The sequence below is a fragment of the Vibrio sp. B1FIG11 genome (assembly GCF_905175335.1).
GTDB classification, from domain to species: Bacteria; Pseudomonadota; Gammaproteobacteria; order Enterobacterales; family Vibrionaceae; genus Vibrio; species Vibrio campbellii.
Window position 1 is genome coordinate 742065 of sequence record NZ_HG992752.1, and the last position, 17916, is coordinate 759980.

Annotated in this window: 15 protein-coding genes and 1 pseudogene; 7 read left to right on the top strand and 9 right to left on the bottom strand. The window is 45.9% G+C overall.

Annotated features, from left to right (window positions below; genetic code table 11):
* Positions 1-22 precede the first annotated feature (22 nt).
* On the top strand, positions 23-2023 hold the full coding sequence (locus tag KHO06_RS20215; protein ID WP_212583243.1) for a methyl-accepting chemotaxis protein: 2001 nt from the start codon (positions 23-25) through the stop codon (positions 2021-2023).
* A 263-nt stretch (positions 2024-2286) separates the two neighbouring features.
* Positions 2287-2766 carry a Dps family protein gene (locus KHO06_RS20220; RefSeq protein WP_005433302.1) on the top strand — a complete coding sequence of 160 codons (480 nt, stop codon included), beginning with the start codon at positions 2287-2289 and terminating at the stop codon, positions 2764-2766.
* A 107-nt stretch (positions 2767-2873) separates the two neighbouring features.
* Here KHO06_RS20220 and KHO06_RS20225 read toward each other — a convergent pair whose 3' ends face one another.
* Positions 2874-3488 carry an HAD family hydrolase gene (locus KHO06_RS20225; protein ID WP_038889010.1) on the bottom strand — a complete coding sequence of 205 codons (615 nt, stop codon included), beginning with the start codon at positions 3486-3488 and terminating at the stop codon, positions 2874-2876.
* Between the two features lie 125 nt (positions 3489-3613).
* On the opposite strand from KHO06_RS20225, the gene KHO06_RS20230 reads away from it, so the two are divergent.
* Positions 3614-4609 (top strand): S66 peptidase family protein, encoded by a 996-nt coding sequence (locus tag KHO06_RS20230; protein ID WP_212583244.1) that lies wholly within the window; start codon positions 3614-3616, stop codon positions 4607-4609.
* Between the two features lie 27 nt (positions 4610-4636).
* Here KHO06_RS20230 and KHO06_RS20235 read toward each other — a convergent pair whose 3' ends face one another.
* The 4 genes from KHO06_RS20235 to KHO06_RS20250 all read right to left on the bottom strand — a co-directional run bounded on the left by KHO06_RS20235 (position 4637) and on the right by KHO06_RS20250 (position 8158).
* On the bottom strand, positions 4637-5713 hold the full coding sequence (locus KHO06_RS20235; RefSeq protein ID WP_212583245.1) for a PQQ-dependent sugar dehydrogenase: 1077 nt from the start codon (positions 5711-5713) through the stop codon (positions 4637-4639).
* A gap of 151 nt (positions 5714-5864) precedes the next feature.
* Positions 5865-7013: an L-threonine dehydrogenase gene (gene yiaY / locus KHO06_RS20240; RefSeq protein ID WP_005433442.1), complete on the bottom strand. Its 1149-nt coding sequence runs from the start codon at positions 7011-7013 to the stop codon at positions 5865-5867.
* 335 nt (positions 7014-7348) lie between these two features.
* Complete coding sequence (gene elbB / locus KHO06_RS20245) at positions 7349-7999, bottom strand: isoprenoid biosynthesis glyoxalase ElbB (RefSeq protein ID WP_212583246.1); 651 nt, start codon at positions 7997-7999, stop codon at positions 7349-7351.
* A 12-nt stretch (positions 8000-8011) separates the two neighbouring features.
* Positions 8012-8158 carry a hypothetical protein gene (locus KHO06_RS20250; protein ID WP_196298168.1) on the bottom strand — a complete coding sequence of 49 codons (147 nt, stop codon included), beginning with the start codon at positions 8156-8158 and terminating at the stop codon, positions 8012-8014.
* Positions 8159-8287: 129 nt separating this feature from the next.
* Here KHO06_RS20250 and yddG point away from each other — a divergent pair, with 129 nt between their 5' ends.
* Positions 8288-9190: an aromatic amino acid DMT transporter YddG gene (gene yddG, locus KHO06_RS20255; protein WP_045373742.1), complete on the top strand. Its 903-nt coding sequence runs from the start codon at positions 8288-8290 to the stop codon at positions 9188-9190.
* A gap of 579 nt (positions 9191-9769) precedes the next feature.
* On the opposite strand, the pseudogene KHO06_RS20260 reads toward yddG, so the two are convergent.
* Together KHO06_RS20260 and KHO06_RS20265 are read right to left on the bottom strand one after the other, a co-directional pair.
* Positions 9770-10662: pseudogene (locus tag KHO06_RS20260) on the bottom strand (cation diffusion facilitator family transporter).
* Between the two features lie 175 nt (positions 10663-10837).
* Entirely contained in the window at positions 10838-11716 is an 879-nt protein-coding gene (locus tag KHO06_RS20265; RefSeq protein ID WP_005453726.1) for a LysR family transcriptional regulator, read from the bottom strand.
* Positions 11717-11765: 49 nt separating this feature from the next.
* On the opposite strand from KHO06_RS20265, the gene KHO06_RS20270 reads away from it, so the two are divergent.
* Entirely contained in the window at positions 11766-12464 is a 699-nt protein-coding gene (locus KHO06_RS20270; protein WP_212583247.1) for a class I SAM-dependent methyltransferase, read from the top strand.
* A 63-nt stretch (positions 12465-12527) separates the two neighbouring features.
* Here KHO06_RS20270 and KHO06_RS20275 read toward each other — a convergent pair whose 3' ends face one another.
* Complete coding sequence (locus tag KHO06_RS20275) at positions 12528-14498, bottom strand: acetoacetate--CoA ligase (RefSeq protein WP_212583248.1); 1971 nt, start codon at positions 14496-14498, stop codon at positions 12528-12530.
* A 221-nt stretch (positions 14499-14719) separates the two neighbouring features.
* On the opposite strand from KHO06_RS20275, the gene phhA reads away from it, so the two are divergent.
* Together phhA and KHO06_RS20285 are read left to right on the top strand one after the other, a co-directional pair.
* Positions 14720-15514, top strand: coding sequence for a phenylalanine 4-monooxygenase (gene phhA, locus KHO06_RS20280; RefSeq protein WP_212583249.1), 795 nt, complete (start codon positions 14720-14722; stop codon positions 15512-15514).
* Complete coding sequence (locus KHO06_RS20285) at positions 15504-15842, top strand: 4a-hydroxytetrahydrobiopterin dehydratase (protein ID WP_005433587.1); 339 nt, start codon at positions 15504-15506, stop codon at positions 15840-15842. Before phhA ends, KHO06_RS20285 begins: the two co-directional genes overlap by 11 nt.
* 275 nt (positions 15843-16117) lie before the next feature.
* Here the strand turns inward: KHO06_RS20285 and KHO06_RS20290 are convergent, their stop codons facing one another.
* Positions 16118-17887 carry a choice-of-anchor I family protein gene (locus KHO06_RS20290; RefSeq protein WP_212583250.1) on the bottom strand — a complete coding sequence of 590 codons (1770 nt, stop codon included), beginning with the start codon at positions 17885-17887 and terminating at the stop codon, positions 16118-16120.
* Positions 17888-17916 lie beyond the last annotated feature (29 nt).

The following is a 17916-nucleotide window of genomic DNA, read 5'->3' on the forward strand; positions in this document are numbered from 1 at the left end:
CATCGTTGTCAGGAGTTTATGGATGAACCTTACGATATCAGGGAAGTTGCAGCTCAGTTTTGTGCTGCTAGCCGTACTTTTTATGGCATCAGCGGTATTCACGTATCGCAACGTCACTACCGTAGAGCAATACGCCTCTTCGCTACTTAAATCCGACTTACCGACCGTAGACACCAGTCGCGGTATCCAACAGTCCGTTCAAGCGTCGCTGTCTTCTATTCGAGCCTACATGTTGCTAGGTGGCGATGAAGAGGCTAGCTCACGTCTGAGTGAGGACGTACGCAATATCATGGCATCTACAGACGAGTCACTTCCAACGTTGCAGGCTTTGATCTCTGAACAGGATTTTCAAGCGATTCAAAGCCAGTGGGATGCGGTAAAAGTTTCTCTGAACAAGCTGATTGAGCTCAGCCACAGTGATGAGAACTTACCCGCGCACAACCTCTTTATTAACGAAGCGGCACCTATTGCAGAAGTGGCACTTGATCAGCTTCAAAGCTTAATCAACGAAGAGTCTGGAAACCCATTTGGTGGAGACAGAAAGCGTCTGTTTAAAGTCTACGCCGACAGCTATACCTCGCTCGCTAATGCATTGTCTGCTCTGCGAGATTTCCTGTTGTACGGGCAGCAAGATCATCTGGACAAATACCATGACTTGATTAAGTACCACAATCAGTCTGTGGCGGAAATCGACAGCAAACTCGACAGACTGACTGATAACGACCAATCACTGTGGTCACTGTTTAAAGAAATGCAGCAACTGTACTTTCCTTTAGCAGAGCAGGTGATTGCATTACGTCAGTCACCAGAATGGAACGAATCAAACTTGTTGATGGCGAACGAACTGTTGCCTGCAGCGGATGCCCTAGACCAAAGCTTAGAGACGATTGTATTGGCTCAGCAAAGTCGTGCTGATCAAAGCGGACAGGGTATTAATCAGTCGATCAAGAACGTACTCACCACTATGTTGATTGCGGCAGCGTTGGTTTTGTTTGCCGCGATAGCGATTTCAAAATACATGGGTAATACCATTGGGCGCCGAGTGAAGAACTTGTCGGAACGAGCAAAGACGATCGCTTCAGGAGACGTTTCTCAGCCTCCGCTCACTGTTGTGGGGAAAGATGAATTGGCAGACCTTACCGATTCGATTAACCGTATGAACCAATCGTTAGCGAGCATTGTGGCAGGAGTAAGTGAGAAAGCGAACCAAGTGGATACCAGCATGGGGGCTTTATTGGAATCGGCGCAAGTCACCTCATCGAATGTAGAGCAGCAACAGACCAGCATTGTTGAAATGGGAAGCCAATTGGATGAAATCACTTTAGTCGCACGTAACACCCTAGATCAAGCCAACCAATCGGTGCAAAAGCTTTCTGATTCAAAAGGCGAGATTGAACAAGGTCGTGATGCTTTAGAGCAAAACAAAGTTACCATGGAAAGCTTGCACGGCAGCATTGAAACCGCGAGCACGCAAGTAACACAGTTAAGCAAAGAGAGCGAAGCCATTGGTCGGGTTACTGAAGTGATCGAAGGCTTGGCAGAGCAAACCAACTTACTGGCATTGAATGCGGCGATAGAAGCGGCGCGTGCAGGTGATCAAGGTAGAGGCTTTGCGGTTGTGGCGGACGAAGTGCGTATGCTGGCGACTCGCACTACTCAATCGACGACAGAAATCAACGGCATCATCAATGCCATTCAACGTTCGACTAATTCAGTGGTTGAGGAAATTGAACACAGCCAATCACTTGCAGAGCAGGGCGCAGAGCACATTGAAAAAGCGGTAACTCGTTTGCTCGCTACTACTGAGCAAATCGGTTCTTTGAATGAGCAAATGGCAGAACTTGCGGCAGCGGCAGAGCAGCAATCGCATGCGACCAATTCGATCACGGGATTGATGTCTGATATTACACAATCAGTGGACGAAGTTTCGAATAACAGCCAACGTGCATCAGAGACGTCATTGCAAGTAAAAGAACAAGTTACTGAGCTGAATCAACAGATGGCAACTTTCAAGACCGCATAAACTTTCTCTAGAAAAGCAAAAGCCCAGTACCTTGCAATAAGATACTGGGCTTTTTGTTAGATGATACGCCGGTGTTCGTCTACTTGCTCATTGGATTTGGCTATTTAAATCATAGCTAAAACCAAATTTTCTTAACCGAGCCGGAGTCGTAATATGACTCCATCGGCAGCAAATACTGCAAAAGAATTTTTAAACTTTATACCAATCCCAGTAAGGGAAGCGTTTGTTACTACGATTGGTATCATCCTTCTAGGAGCAAGATTATGAACAAACAAGTAAGCTTAATTGGTCTAGACAGCGAACAATCAGCACAACTAGCTCAACAACTCAATCAGCTACTAGCGCATTACCAAGTGTTGTACATGAACTCACGTGGTTACCACTGGAACATCAAAGGTCAGCAATTCTTCGAACTGCACGTAAAATTTGAAGAGATCTACACGGATCTACAAACAAAAATCGACGAGCTTGCAGAGCGTATTCTAACCTTGGGTCATACTCCAGCACACGCATTCAGCAACTACTTGGAAGCAAGTGAAATTAAAGAACATCAAAACGCGACTTCTGGTGAGGAGTGTGTACAGGGTCTGGTTCAAGGCTTTAGCGTTCTACTTCTAAAACAGCGTGAGATTCTACAAAACGCGGGTGAAGCAGATGACGAAGGTACAGCGGCATTGATGGGTGACTACATCCGTGAGCAAGAAAAACTTATGTGGATGCTTAACGCTTACCTACAAGGCTAAGCGACGCATCACCCAAGCAATCTTTGGGAATGCATGAAACAATCGGGAATAAGTCATAAGGGGCACGTTGGTGCCCCTTTTTTTGTTTGCGTGTTTTATGTGCCCGTTTATGTTCGTGGTAAGGATTGGAAATGGCTCAACAAATCGCTGAGTTCGCTAAGCGCCAACGAGGCTGAGTCATTGAAGGTTTCTTGATTACCGTGATGAACAAGGCAAGAGGGCATCCGCGCGTTGTACGCAGCCTGTAAGTCATAAAGATAATCGCCAACATAAAGCACTTCATCTGGCATTAAGCGCCACTCCTTCGCCAATACCTGCAGAGACAAAGGGTCTGGCTTGGGCGGGAAACACTCGCGAGTGATGACTCGTTCCACTGAGATTTGGTTGTGTTCTAGCTTGCGTTGCGTGGCGATTTGACAGTTGCGCGTCACGATAGCGGTTTTGATTTCATTTTGATGCAAGTGAGCGAGCAATTCATGACAGCCGAGCATGGGGGCGGACTGCTCAGCATCAGAAATCTCGTAATCAAATATTACGTTATGAGCGTGCTCTCGATGATGAGGGTGCTCAAGTGCTTCGACAAAATCTAATAGATCTTCACTCTGCGGACAACCGAGCTGTCGACGCAGTTCACCGAAGTTCATATCAGAACTCACCAAGGTGTTGTCTAAATCGAACACCACGGCTTTAATTTTATCGAGTTGTAAAGGGAATGGATTCATAATGACCTCGTACAACTTAACCGAACTATCGTTTTAAAAAACAAAAGGTTATTGTTAAGTTTAGATTGTTCTGCTTAGATTGTACGAAAATAAATCAACCATGTATCACAAAACAAGGACGAGCCATGATCATTCCTAAACCATTACAAAAAGGCGACACCATCGGCTTTTTCTCTCCGTCTTCTCCTGCCACGGTATTTGCTCCAGAACGTTTTGAGCGCGCCAAAGCGTATGTGGAAGCACATGGTTACCAGCTAAAAGCAGGCTGCTTAACGGGTAAAACTGACCAATATCGCTCGGGTTCTATTCAAGAGCGAGTAGAAGAATTGAATGCGCTGATTCGTGATCCTGAAGTGCGCTGTATTATGTCTACCATTGGTGGTTATAACAGTAACTCATTGCTACCTTACATTGATTACGAGGCGCTGAAGCAAGATCCCAAGATCATTGTTGGTTATTCGGATGTGACGGCTCTGCTCATGGGCATTTATGCACAAACCGGCATCGTTACTTTCTATGGTCCTGCTTTGGTGGCCTCTCTGGGGGAATTCCCGCCATTGGTGGACGAGACCTTCGCTTCGTTCGAATCGATAGTGAATACATTAGTTGGCTTGGAGCATCAATACACAATGCCACAAGGTTGGACGGATGATTGGATAGAGTGGGGCGAGCAAGACCGCGCAAAGCAAACCTTGCAAAACCATTGGCATTTCAAAGGCGAAGGCAAGATCACTGGGCGTTTGATTGGTGGCAACCTCAATACCATGACAGGCATCTGGGCAAGTGAGTTTATGCCGGGTATCGAACAAGGCGATATCTTGCTGGTGGAAGATTGTTTGCAGGGCATTGAAACGGTCGAACGCTCTTTTGCGTTGCTTAAGCTTTCTGGTGTGTTTGATAAAGTCAGTGCGGTTGTTCTTGGCAAGCATGAAAAGTTCAACGATAAAGGCACAGGACGAGCATCTATAGACGTGTTGCTAGAAGTGCTTAACGGTCAACCACTACCGATTTTGTATGACTTTGATAGCTGCCATACTCACCCAATGCTCACCGTTCCATTGGGATCGACCATGACGCTCGATTTTGACAATGAAACAGTGGCAGTGAGTTTAAAGAGCTAGCTTTTTTGGCTATCCCTTCAGACAAAACTATTTCTCCTCAAGACGAAAGATTTTGCCGCTGTCGGTAGAAAAGTAGATATAACCATCGGGGCTGATGGTTATATCTCTTACTCGCTCACCAAGATTCTCCATCAATCTTTTTGATTCGGTGAGCTTGCCATTCTCAATAGAAACCACGTTGATGTGCGCCAGTTTTAATGCACCGGCGAGGATTTTTCCGTCCAGCTCTGGGTATTTATCGCCACGGTACAAAATCATATTACTGGGTGCGATAGAAGGGATGTAAACCAGCTTGGGATCTTCCATTCCGGGAAGCGATTTGGCTTCCCCGACGTCCAATGGTCCCCAATATTCTTTGCCATGAGAGACTTTTGCCCAGCCGTAGTTCGCGCCTTTCTTGATTAGGTTTATTTCATCGCCGCCGCGTGGTCCATGCTCAATCGACCACAGCTGTTTTGTTGCTTCATCGTAAAACATACCTTGTGGGTTGCGGTGCCCGTAACTCCATATCTCAGGATGAGCTTCGGAAGGTTTGAATGGGTTGTCTTGTGGAACCGAACCATCAAGGTTGAGACGAAGAATACTGCCAGCATGGGTTTGAGTGTCTTGCCCATTATCACGTTCGCCACGGTCACCAATTGAGAAGTAAACTTTGTCGTCAATAAATGAAATTCGACTGCCGTAGTGGCGACCTGTATCGGTGATGGCATCAGCAATAAAGAGATCTTTCCAACCCAGAAGCTGATTGTTTTGCAATTGCGCCGTCGCTAACGCCACCGTATTGCCGTTGCTCGTGCGCTTGCTGTAGGTAAAGAAGAGTTGTGGGTTTTGCTTATCGGCATTCGGTGCTAGCGCGACATCCAATAAGCCAGCTTGTCCACTGGCGTTCAGATTGGGAACGTTAAACAGCTTTTGAGGTTTGCCTGTGGTGATATCCAGCAGCGAAACCGTGCCGCTCTTTTCATTGACGATAACGCGTTGGCTATCTAAGAACTCGATCCCCCAAGGGATCTGAAATCCATTCGCCACTTCGTTAGCGCGGTATTCGGCAGCGTTGGCAGAAAAGGATAAACAAGCGAGTAGGGCAGCAGCAATCGTTCTCATGGTTCCTTCCAATATGAATCGTATTATTGCTTAAAAGCTAACACTAAAAGAGAACGTTTGTCAGAGCATGAGTAGTATCAGAATGTAAAAAATCCCCGATACGAGATCGGGGAGTGAATTAAGGCAATAGAGAATTGCTTAGTTAGCGAGATTACATCGCTTCTTCGAAGATCTTAGAGATTTCTTCGTGAGTTGCTTGTTTAGGGTTAGTGAAACCACAAGCGTCTTTGAGTGCGTTGTCTGCTAGCGTTGGGATGTCTTCTAGTTTCGCACCAAGCTCTTTGATACCTGCTGGGATACCCACATCTTTCGCTAGAGTAACGATAGCGTCGATTGCTGCCGCTGCACCTGCTTCAGCAGACATGCCTTCTACGTTTACACCCATTGCTTTTGCTACATCACGTAGACGCTCAGGACATACTTGCGCGTTGTAACGCTGTACGTGAGGCAGAAGAATCGCGTTACAAACACCGTGTGGAAGGTCGTAGAAACCACCTAGCTGGTGTGCCATTGCGTGCACGTAACCTAGAGACGCGTTGTTGAACGCCATACCCGCCATGAACTGTGCGTATGCCATTTGCTCACGAGCTTCTAGATCTTCACCATTTTTCACTGCTGTGCGTAGGTACGCTTGGATAAGTTCAATCGCTTTGATTGCTACCGCATCAGTGATTGGTGTTGCCGCGATAGATACGTAAGCTTCAATCGCGTGAGTTAGGGCATCCATACCTGTTGCCGCAGTTAGCGAAGCAGGTTTAGCTAGCATTAGCTCTGGATCGTTTACTGAGATAAGCGGTGTTGTGTGCTTATCAACGATAGCCATCTTGATGTGACGCTCTTCGTCAGTGATGATGCAAAAACGCGTCATTTCAGATGCAGTACCTGCAGTCGTGTTGATTGCGATAAGTGGCATCATTGGTTTTGCAGACTGGTCTACGCCTTCGTAATCTGCGATTTTGCCGCCGTTAGAAGCAACAAGTGCGATACCTTTCGCACAGTCGTGTGGTGAACCACCGCCAAGAGAGATAACGAAGTCACATTCGTTATCAGTAAGAAGTGCTAAGCCGTCATTAACGTTGCTGATAGTAGGGTTTGGTTGAGTACCATCGAATACAACGGTTTCCACGTCGCGTTCTGCCAGTAGATCTTGAACCTGCTTTACTACACCGATTTGGTTAAGAATCTTATCCGTAACAATCAAACCTTTTTTAAAGCCTTGAGATTGGATGCTGTCTGTTGCGTCTTTCAAACAACCAGCGCCCATTAGGTTTACGGTAGGGATAAAAAATGCACTTGTCATATTGGATTGCTCCGTCGTTATTTTTAATAATCTTTCTTAATCTGTCATTTACTCTTGCATACTCCATTCTTGGTTGAGATTGATCTAGAACAAGATTACCCCCTTAGAGGTACCTTTAAGGATGAAAATGTGATGCTAGTCTTGTTGCACAGTGATTTAGTGCAACATTAAATCAACAGATTGGAAATGATTCATTTATTACGCAAACGATTGGCAAAAATGATAGGGCTAGTGTGTTTCTAGATTAAGTGAGGCGAAAGTATAAAAAATTCCCCATTAATATGTTCTTTATCAACGGGGATTGGAATAGTGGGATTTAAGCAAACGTTTTCGATTTAGGCGATTTTGACTAACTTATCAACCAGTTTTTCAATGCCTGACGCAGCTTGAGAGATATTCTCCGCTAACATATAAGCTGGAGTTGAAAGTACGTTGTGTTTCTCGTCGAAGTGTATCTCATCTACCTGACAGTTTACGTGCTCTCCACCCATATGACCAAATGCAGCAGCCGTTGCTTCATCGTTACCAATTGTGCCTTGTACGCCTTGGTCGTAAATCAGAGGGATAATGGTTGGCGCGATGCATAAATAGCCCGCAGGTTTGCCCGCTTGAGCGAATGCACGACACGCTTGGGCTACATGAGTATTAATCGAACATTCCGCTCCTGAGACGGCGAAGTCGGTTAAGTTTTTCGCGGCACCAAATCCACCCGGAAGCAGTAGGGCATCGTATTCATCAACGTTGAGTTTGGCGACATCATCAATGTTACCGCGAGCGATACGAGCCGATTCGGTCAAGACGTTGCGTGTTTCATCCATTTCGTCACCAGTTAGGTGGTTGATGACGTGGAGTTGGTCAATGTTAGGTGCAAAGCAGTGCCAAGTTGCCCCTGCTTTCTCGATGGCGTAGAGCGCCAATACTGCTTCGTGGATCTCAGAACCGTCGTAAACGCCTGAGCCACTTAAAATAACTGCGACTTTTTTCATGATTGGATTCCTTTACTCTGAGCGTTCCTTAGATTGTTCTTCACTATCTAGACCACGCGTTTCCGAATGTGTTTCAACGTTTTCACTCTCGTCGTCTTCATCATAGTAGCGCACAACAAACGGTGTCAGCATGACACTCGAAGGCAGAAAATGTTTCATATCGACTCCAACCGCTTAATAGAGTGGTTTTTATACCAATTTTGGAAAAAGAGTACGTTGAAGCGGATCATTTTTGAGTTAAGCTGCAGTTTCCTTTGGCATTCATGAGCACTAGGTCACATAGATAATATGCAATCCTATCAATTTCGTTTCACCCTCTACGGTTGTATCGCCATTCTTTCTTGGAGCTGTTTACTCGGCATCGCAAGATTGGTGACCGAAAGCTTGGGGCCAGTAGGGGGCTCAGCCATGCTGTACTCGCTGAGCGCCATTTTTCTGTTGATTGTGGTTGGCATCCCAAAACTGTCGTATTTCTCACCCAAGTATTTAGTTCTGGGTGGAGCGATGTTTGTCTGCTACGAGATCTTCCTCGCGCTGGCATTGGGTTACTCCAATTCTCGTTCTCAAGCGATTGAAGTCTCGATCGTCAATTATCTTTGGCCAGCACTGACTGTATTGTTTGCTGTGTTGGGAAGTAATAAAAAGCCAAACTGGTTATTGTACCCTGCGGTAACGTTGGCGTTTATTGGTGTGGCTTGGACGGTCAGTGGTGATAGCGGTTTATCACCAACGCAGTTAGTGGCTAATATTAGTAGCAATCCGATTGTTTACTTCATGGCATTTGCAGGCGCAGTCATCTGGGCGGTGTATTGCAATCTGACTCAAAGACAGCAATCGAAGCACAATGCGATCACTTTATTCTTTATCGCGACAGCCATTTCTTTGTGGATCAAATACGCCTTTACTGATGAGCCGCCAATGGCATTCAGTTGGGAAGCAATGGGGTACTTAATTGCGTCTGCGGCTTTAATGGCTGGTGGCTATGGATTGTGGAATATCGCGATTGTTGGCGGCAATATGGTGTTTCTCGCCACCTTGTCTTACTTTACGCCGATTTTTTCTGCTCTGTTTTCTTCTATTATTCTAGGTGTCACTCTAAGTCACAGCTTCTGGCAAGGGGTCGTAATGGTAACGGTTGGTTCATTGATGTGTTGGCTAGTTACCAAAGAGAAGCGCGAAGCGGCTGGGTAATTCAATGTACCAACCCCTCCTAACCTCCCCTTGTATTTGGCACCTAAGCTCTCAACACTCCGAGTCAAAGGGGAGGGACTGGTCCTGCATTTGAGAATAATTCAGTGCACATTGTTAGCATTCGCCGGATCAGTAGAAGAACGGCGAGCTGAAGTTAGCAAAGAATAGCTCTCCCCCTTGAGCACCGTATTCAAATGCGAAGCAACGCTAGTCAAGAAAAGGGGAAGTTGGAGGGGACTGCAAGTGCACAAGCCACTGTTCAATGTACCAACCCCTCCTAACCTCCCCTTGTATTTGGCATCTAAGCTCTCAACACTCTGAGCCAAAGGGGAGGGACTGGTCCTGCATTCGAGAATAATTCAGTGCTCATTGTTCGCATTCGCCGGATCAGTAGAAGAACGGCGAGCTGAAGTTAGCAAAGAATAGTTCTCCCCCTTGAACTCCTTATTCAAATGCAAGGCAGTGTTAGTCGATAAAAGGGGAAGTTGGAGGGGCTGCAAGTGCATTAATTGAAGAAATGAAAAAAGCTCCCGAGGATGGGAGCTTTTGTTTTGAGTTCTAATGATTCTTGGTGGCGCTCTAATAAGCGACGTTCAATTGTAACTGAAGCTTGAATCTGTGCTTCGATAGTCGCTTAGTAAGTTGCTTACGAGTGTGCTCTAGCGTATCAAGCTCTAGTGTGTCGTCATCTACATGCACGTCCACATTTACTCGCAGTTCCTGACCAACTTTAGTAACGCCAGCCAGTTTCAATTGGTGCTCAGTCACTTTTTCAATCTCAAGAACATCTTTACCAACGCTCTGACACAACTCTTTGCTAGGTGTCATCATTAGCAGTTCACGTAGGGCACCAACTAGCATATCAAGGGTACTTTAAGGAAGTAGAAGCCCATCAAAACCATCATCATAGGGTCTGCATAGACCGCGTAGTACGCGTATGGTGTTAGCGATACTAACCATGCAGCGATAAAACCAAGGGTTACAGCAACACTCAATAGCGTATCCATTTGCCATTGCTTTTTCTCGGCTTCGATTAAACCAGATGAAAAACGACGGCTTTTCTTCGCCATAAACCACCAAGCGTAACCACAACCAATCACGTTAACGACACCGAAGATGGTTGCGATTGAAGCGTCTACCTCGCGACCGCCTGTCATCAACGCCGTTACCGCAGAGAATAATGAGAAAGCTACAACAACTAAAATAACCGCTGCTTTGATAGCGATAACGATAGGTTCAAGTACAGCTTTGCCGAAAGGGAAAATAGATTTTGATGGCTTGCTGATGTAGTAAGATGCTGCCAGCGACAATAAAGTTAACAGCAGACTGACTAGAGAATAAACACCGTCAAATACAATGACGATCGACCCAACAAGCAAGCCAAGTACCATGCCTCCGACAGCAAACCCTGATGCTAAAAGGGCTGAGAAGGTTAAGATACTGTTTTCATTTTTGCTTGTCCTGTCACACATAAAAGATGCCTTAAATTATTACACCCTTACATTCTTCTCCTTAGGGCAAATTTAAGCAAATGAAAACTGTGTGACATTTAAACGATAAAATGCAAATTCTGATGTATGTTATTATTTTTCAATGGCTTACGCTAAAATTGCGCCGTCAATATAATTGACGCTCACTGTAATATGTTTAGAAGTCGAATAAATACTCGCTTAATTTATCAGCCAGCCAACTCATTGCAGGGTGCTCTGTTTGTCCGTTTGGAACGAACATACAGTAGTCTTCTTGCGTCAAACCATAGGTGTGTTTGATCACCGCAAGTTTCTGATGTCTCAAGTAATGTCGGATCAATGGCTCTGGTAATACGCCCCATGCATCTTCTTCTAAAATAGTGTTCAGCATGTAGTCAAAACTGGAGAAGCCAATGTATCGAGTAGAAAAGGGTTGTAGCTCGGGGTTGTCTTTCTCATTCAAATACACCATCAAAGCTTGCATCTGGTTACGCAAATCTTCATCGGTGACGCGACGCATTTTGCTGAGTTGGTGATCGAAGCTACAGACCGACATCATACGAATTTTACCAAGTGGATTGTAAACGATGTGTGGGTCATCCACGCGCTCGTAATCAACACCAAATGCAAAATCGACCTGTTGAGTACTGACCAAATTAGCTAAGTCACCACTGGAAGCGAGAATCAGGTTGAATGTGGTGGAAGGGAAGCGATTGTTTAGAGTATGCGAGAGCTCTTGCCAAAGTTCGTCTGGCAGCGAGTCATCACGTGCCACCCAGACCTCAGCGTTGAAGCCGTCAGAAACTTGAGCGCAGGTCTTTTTGATTCGTTGTGCGGTTACGAGCAGGTTTTCGCAGTCTTTGAAGATGGCTTTCCCCGCTTCCGAGAGCGTTAGTTGATTGCCTGTGCGAGTGAATAGCTCGACGTCTAAGTCTTTCTCAAGCGCTTTAATTGCCATACTGAGTTTGGTGCGGTTGCAATCGAGTTGACGCGCAGCCTCCGATACGGAGCCATATTCGGCGATGGTACAAAAAGCTTCGACTTGAGTTAAGTTCATGATTAAAAAAGACCTAAACTGAAATGATGAGAATCGATAGCGTAGACGAATGAACGAACTAACGCTTAGAAAGATTATCGAAAAAAACACGGATTCGCCAGATAAGTCTATGGTGTTTTGGCGTTTTTGCGGTAATCTATGGGGGTTACAAGAAGTGAACATGGAGGCCACGATGGCACAAGATTGGGACGGCTTAGCAAAGAACTGGGAATCTAACCCAGCAACAGATCAATTTGCTCAGTCGGTGTTTGCACAGTTACAACAGCTTACTCAGCTTGATGGCATTAAAGTATTGGACTTTGGATGTGGGACAGGGCAGTTAAGCCAACTATTGTCGCCATCCGCAAAAGAGATTGTGGCGCTGGATGCATCTGAAGCCATGATTGAAGAGCTTGATAAGAAAGAGCTAGAGAATGTAGAACCGGTTGTTGACGCATTGACGCGTGGTCTAGTCGCTCAGCACCCAGCATTCCGTGGTCAGTTTGACCTAGTCGTTGCTTCTTCAGTGCTGGCTTTTATCGAAGACTACGAAGCGTCTCTAGAGATTGCTCATTCGTTACTCAACGCTGGTGGTCACTTCGTGCATTTTGACTGGATCGCAGATTCAGCAAAAGAAGGTTTCACGCTGGCGAAGTCAGAGAGCGCTCTTATCAAAGCAGGCTTTACTGAGGTAGAAACGAAGAAAGTCTTCGAAATCACATCAGACAGTCACACAATGTCAGTATTAATGGGCGTAGGTCGCCGTTAACCCCCGACAAAGAACATAAGAAAAGCGAGCTATTTAGCTCGCTTTTTTGTTTCCTTTTATTCGCTAGACAAACGTGAGTTGTCGAATTTCTTCTAACACGTCTGGATTAGCAATCGCACCTAAGTTCTCGACTTCCTTACCATTTATGACTTGTTTGACCGCAAGTTCTACCAACTTTCCTGAGCGCGTTTTTGGAATGTCGCTGATAGCGAATATTTGGCTTGGTACATGCCTTGGTGAGCAGGACGTTTTAAGGCGCGACTTAATCTCTGATACTAATCCGTCATCTAAAGTGACACCCGAAGCGGTCTGCACAAACAGCCAGATTTGCTCATTACGATCGACTTCTTTACCTACAGCGATAGAATCGACAACGCCTTCAATAGCATTCACTTGTTGATAAATTTCCGCAGTGCCGATGCGTACACCGCCAGGGTTCAACAATGCATCGCTGCGACCATAGAAAATGAGGCCACCGTTCGCGCTGCGTTCTACATCATCACCGTGGTGCCAGATATTATCGAACTTGTCCCAATAGGCACTGTGGTAGCGTTCACCTGTATCGTTCCAAAAGCTGACAGGGAAGTTAGGCATGGAGTTGGTGCAGACGAGCTCTCCGCGCTGTTCATTAACACTTTGACCACGTGAGTCGAACACTTGAACATCAATGCCCAAGCCCGCGTACTGGCATTCACCACGATAAACAGGCGAGATAGGGTTGCCTAATACAAAGCAACCACAGATGTCTGTGCCGCCTGAGATGGAAGCCAAATGGAGGTCTTGCTTGATGTGTTGATACACGTAATCAAACTGCTCTGGATAAAGCACTGAGCCAGTAGAGCACAACGTTTTTAAAGCAGGGAGTGAGTAATCTTTGATTGGCGACAGTCCGGTTTTTTCTATGGCTTCTAGATACTTGGCGGCAGTTCCGAAGAGACTTACTTCTGCACGCTGCGCTAAATCCCACAACACATTAGATGTCGGATAAACAGGGCTACCATCGAAAATCACCAAGCAGGCGCCACTTGCAAGGGCAGACACGTGCCAGTTCCACATCATCCAACCACAAGTGGTGTAATAAAAAACACGATCTTTAGGCTGGATATCTGAATGGAGTTGATGCTCCTTTAGGTGATTAAGAATCGTGCCGCCAATAGAGTGCACGATGCACTTAGGCTTGCCCGTCGTGCCGGAGGAATAAAGCACAAACAGCGGGCTATTGAATTCCACGCGAGTGAAATGCAATGGAGCAGGGGAATACTGATTAATGATGTTTTGCCAATCGTGAGTACAAACGTCGCACTCAAATACATTCGGTTTGAGATAACCGATCTGACACACTTGTTTTAGCCCATCAAGATTATCTGCGATGTGATGGTTCTTCTCCGACATATCGAAGGTCTTGCCATTGAAGGTATAACCATCGCAGGTGAACAGGACTTTCGGCTTCACTTGCCCGAAGCGCTCAATAACGCTTTCTACGCCAAAATCAGGAGAGGTAGACGTCCAAGTCGCGCCTAAGCTGGTGGTGGCTAGCATTGCAATAACGGTTTGTGGCATATGCGGTAAATAGCCTGCAACCACATCGCCGTGCTTGATGCCGCATTCTACCAACCATTGCTGAACGCTCGAGACCTCATCACACAGCTGTTTCCATGTGTAGGTCTGTTTGTCACCACGTTCATTTTCGAACCAAATTGCCAGCTCATCGGCTTGTTTCTCTGCCAAGCTGAGTAGATTCTCTGCATAGTTAACTTGTGCTTGAGGGAACCACACGGTATCACGGTTTGACATAGGCGATTGCCAGCGGCTCTCACCTTGCGTTTTGATTGTATTTCCTTGCGTTCCAATCAAGTCACAAAACTGCCAAACCTCTTTCCAAAAATGCTCGTTGTGTTCCAAAGACCATTGGTGCAAATCAGAGTAGTTTTTGAGCTCGAAACCCTGTCGATTAATATGTTCGATAAACTGCGTGATATTGGCTTGCTCGATTCGATCTTCCGTCGGCTTCCAGACTCTGTTGCTCTCGCGCATAGTTCCCTCTATAACAAAGTTTTAACGTTTTCAGTCTGAAGTGGATCTTCAACAAAGTCAAACCAATGAGTGAATGTGGCTTTCCAGTTATATCAAGGTGTTAAGTGTTGATGTAAAGAAAATGTTACACCTGAATTTTGATTGAAAAATCGTCAGGGGATTGGAAGGTGAAAAGAGTATAGATAGGCTTAATGTAAAGGATTTGTTAACGGAGATGTGCAATGACTCAGTATCATTCAAAACCCGTCGATCAGGATGGAAGGGTAGAATGGAGCCATGAAGAGGATGCCATTTGGCGAGACTTGGTAACCAGACAAATGAGCGTGATTCAAGACCGTGCATGCGACGCGTATCTGCATGGACTTAAGCTGCTTGATTTACCCCAGGACCGAGTGCCACAACTGCCCGAAATCAATCGTGTTTTGATGGAAACCACGGGCTGGCAAGTGGAGCCAGTGCCAGCATTGATCGACTTTGATCGTTTCTTCAATCTGCTTGGCAACAAACGCTTCCCAGTCGCGACGTTTTTGAGAACGCGAGAAGAGTTTGATTACCTACAAGAGCCGGATTTCTTCCATGAGATTTTTGGTCATTGCGCCATGCTCACCAACCCTGATTTTGCCGCCTTTACCGAGCACTACGGACAGCTTGGACAAGCTGCGACACCAAAGCAGCGAGGGTACCTTGCCCGTCTATATTGGTTTACAGTCGAGTTCGGCTTGGTCCGAGAAGGTAATCAAACCAAAATCTACGGTGGCGGTATCCTTTCATCTCCGGGAGAAACCATCTATTCATTGGAAAGTGACATCGCGATTAGAGGCGAATTCGATCTGCAAACTGTGCTAAGAACCCCTTATCGCATCGATATCATGCAGCCGAAATACTACGTGATTGAAGGTTTGTCCCAGCTTTTCCAAATCAGCCAACTGAATTTATTGAAACAAGCCGATCTAGCGATTGAAGCCGGATTGCTTCCACCACTTTTTGAACCAAAGGAACCTGCTCATGTTGAATGAACAAAAATGCGAAGCTTGTAGTATCGATGCCATTGCACTTAGTAAAGAGGAACAACAGTCTCTGCTGCTGCAATTGTCTGATTGGCAGATCATTGAGAGAGATGAGATTCCTCAACTTGAGAAGGTCTACAAGTTTAAGAACTTCAAACAAGCGTGGGCGTTTAGCAACAAGATTGCCGAGCTTGCAGAAGATGAATTCCATCACCCATCTATCTTGTTGGAGTGGGGCAAAGTAACCATCACGTGGTGGAGTCATTCTATTAAAGGTCTGCATAAGAACGACTTTATCTGCGCTTCGAAGTGTGATGCATTGGCGATTGAAGAGTAAAGCTGAGTGATTAAAGATAGATTCCGGACATCTCGTTCCTCGATTCCGGAATGACGTTGGTTGTGATGGAACTACTTGGAGCTGGAAGAGAGCTTTTCCACTTTGTAGGCTAGTATCGTTCTGAACTGCTAAGCTAGTTTCCGTCATTCTCGAGAGCGACGAAGGAGCGAGTCGGGAATCTCACTCTCAAACAATGCTCATTCACTATAAACAAAAACGCCCGGACTGAAGTTCGGGCGCTTTACTTTTAAGTTTGTTCTCTTGAAGTGTGGGTATTAAAGCTCAATTCGAAACACAGACGTCGTCCCCGACACTTCACTACCAACCGCGATAAAGTGTTGTCCGTTACGAGCAAAGTAGTTGATTGACTCTGGCGCCAAATCACCTGCTTTTGGATTGTAAGTGTTGTTCGCACATTCTCCATCTTCCACTTCTGTACAAACTGGTTGGCTGTAATCACGACGGTTTACGTAATGCAGGAACTGCGCTTGTTTCGGGTCTGTGATGTCATAAATCATGATGCCGCCTTGACGCTCCAAGCCGATAAACGCGTATTGACGACCATTGATTTGTGCCACTTCAATCGCTTCTGGCTCAATGCCTTTGTCGTCGCTGCGGTCATCGCCGCTGTCATTGCTATCGTTAGTGCTGTTGAAGTTCTTACCTTCATTCATCAATGCGATGGTCGCGAAATCGTCACCACTATCGAAAACCAACTCACCGTTTTCATCCCAAATAGAGAACGAACGGGCACCATACGCTTGAACGTTGTCTTGCGCAGAAAGTGTTTGTTCAGGCTTAATCACTTTTAGACGCGCGAGTTGTTTGTTGTCTTTTAGTGCTTCTGCCAATGGGTGGTCTGCTGCGACTTTTAGCTTCTTACCGCGCACTTCATCAACATGGCTTAAACAGGTGCCTTGCTCAGAAGTATATTCATCTGTACCGAGGTAATCGTCTCCATCCCACTTAAAGCCCGCTTGGTCACACAGAGCTTGTGTTGTTTTGAAGCCATATTCACGACCGTCCCCTTCGTTGGCAGAGAGTATGTAAGTTTTGCCATCTACCGAGTAGTTGTCGAGGGTATCTGGCATGTACAGACCAACCAGCTGAGGGTAGCTCTTAAAGTTGCCAATGATTTTGTCTTTGTTCGAAGCATCCAGTTTTGAGTCCGACCAAGATTTCTCGCCTAGACCGACAATTTTCTCTACCGATTTGCTTTCTGGGTTTACGATTGCCATTGCATTGTTCTCTTGCAGTGCAACGTAGATTTTTCCGTTGTCAGCAAAGGTGAGGTATTCCGGTTCTAGATCTTGCGCTACCGTTGCATTTGGACCTGAGATTCGAACATCAGCAGGTAACTCAGGCTTACGTGCACCATCAAACTCATTGAAACCAATCTGCGTGACTTCTGCTTGGTTTACGCCTTGGCTTAAATCGATCAATGTGACGCTGCCCTCTGGATCGACACTGTAATCACCATTTGGCTCACCTTCGTTTGCTGTCGCAATGTATCTACCATCTTTTGAGAAGCCAACCATGTCTGGCAATGCACCAGTAAGGAAGGTGGTGATAAGCGACAAATCATCCGAGCGGTACAAACCAATAATACCATTCGCTTGTTTATCGCTGTTTTCAATCGCAACAGCGACTAAACCATTAAAGACTGCAACACTGTTTGCCGCACCAATTTCAACGTCTGCCGCTTTGCCCGCGCTGTTGAGATCAATGAAGGCGGTTTGTGTTGGTGCGCCTTTGTCATCCATAGAAAGCACATCGACACGCTTTGCTTGCGCGTTGACCACGTAAAGCTTGTCAGTACACGCATCATATTGAACGATTTCAGCTGCTGATGTATCGAACGGTGCGTCAGCGATAGACGTCCCCATAAAGGCCAAACCTTGGATGGATGTCTCTCCCGCAACAGGTGCTACCGACGCTCTGCATTGGGCTGCAAACGAAGAGAGAGAATCGTCAGGTTGAGATGAACATGCGATGGCAAGTGAAGATAGTGCCAATACGCCTATTGCCTTAAATGGGGTGGTCATGATATTTCCTTATTAAACGGATACAATGT

What these genes read in the sequence shown, in the direction of transcription:
- elbB (WP_212583246.1), bottom strand. Translation starts at nt 7,999, where the DNA reads ATGAAAAAAGTCGCAGTTATTTTAAGTGGCTCAGGCGTTTACGACGGT.
- KHO06_RS20275 (WP_212583248.1), bottom strand. Translation starts at nt 14,498, where the DNA reads ATGCGCGAGAGCAACAGAGTCTGGAAGCCGACGGAAGATCGAATCGAG.
- KHO06_RS20290 (WP_212583250.1), bottom strand. Translation starts at nt 17,887, where the DNA reads ATGACCACCCCATTTAAGGCAATAGGCGTATTGGCACTATCTTCACTT.
- yiaY (WP_005433442.1), bottom strand. Translation starts at nt 7,013, where the DNA reads ATGACAAGTGCATTTTTTATCCCTACCGTAAACCTAATGGGCGCTGGT.
- KHO06_RS20285 (WP_005433587.1), top strand. Translation starts at nt 15,504, where the DNA reads ATGTTGAATGAACAAAAATGCGAAGCTTGTAGTATCGATGCCATTGCA.
- KHO06_RS20270 (WP_212583247.1), top strand. Translation starts at nt 11,766, where the DNA reads ATGAACGAACTAACGCTTAGAAAGATTATCGAAAAAAACACGGATTCG.
- KHO06_RS20215 (WP_212583243.1), top strand. Translation starts at nt 23, where the DNA reads ATGAACCTTACGATATCAGGGAAGTTGCAGCTCAGTTTTGTGCTGCTA.
- KHO06_RS20265 (WP_005453726.1), bottom strand. Translation starts at nt 11,716, where the DNA reads ATGAACTTAACTCAAGTCGAAGCTTTTTGTACCATCGCCGAATATGGC.
- KHO06_RS20235 (WP_212583245.1), bottom strand. Translation starts at nt 5,713, where the DNA reads ATGAGAACGATTGCTGCTGCCCTACTCGCTTGTTTATCCTTTTCTGCC.
- KHO06_RS20225 (WP_038889010.1), bottom strand. Translation starts at nt 3,488, where the DNA reads ATGAATCCATTCCCTTTACAACTCGATAAAATTAAAGCCGTGGTGTTC.
- phhA (WP_212583249.1), top strand. Translation starts at nt 14,720, where the DNA reads ATGACTCAGTATCATTCAAAACCCGTCGATCAGGATGGAAGGGTAGAA.
- yddG (WP_045373742.1), top strand. Translation starts at nt 8,288, where the DNA reads ATGCAATCCTATCAATTTCGTTTCACCCTCTACGGTTGTATCGCCATT.
- KHO06_RS20250 (WP_196298168.1), bottom strand. Translation starts at nt 8,158, where the DNA reads ATGAAACATTTTCTGCCTTCGAGTGTCATGCTGACACCGTTTGTTGTG.
- KHO06_RS20230 (WP_212583244.1), top strand. Translation starts at nt 3,614, where the DNA reads ATGATCATTCCTAAACCATTACAAAAAGGCGACACCATCGGCTTTTTC.
- KHO06_RS20220 (WP_005433302.1), top strand. Translation starts at nt 2,287, where the DNA reads ATGAACAAACAAGTAAGCTTAATTGGTCTAGACAGCGAACAATCAGCA.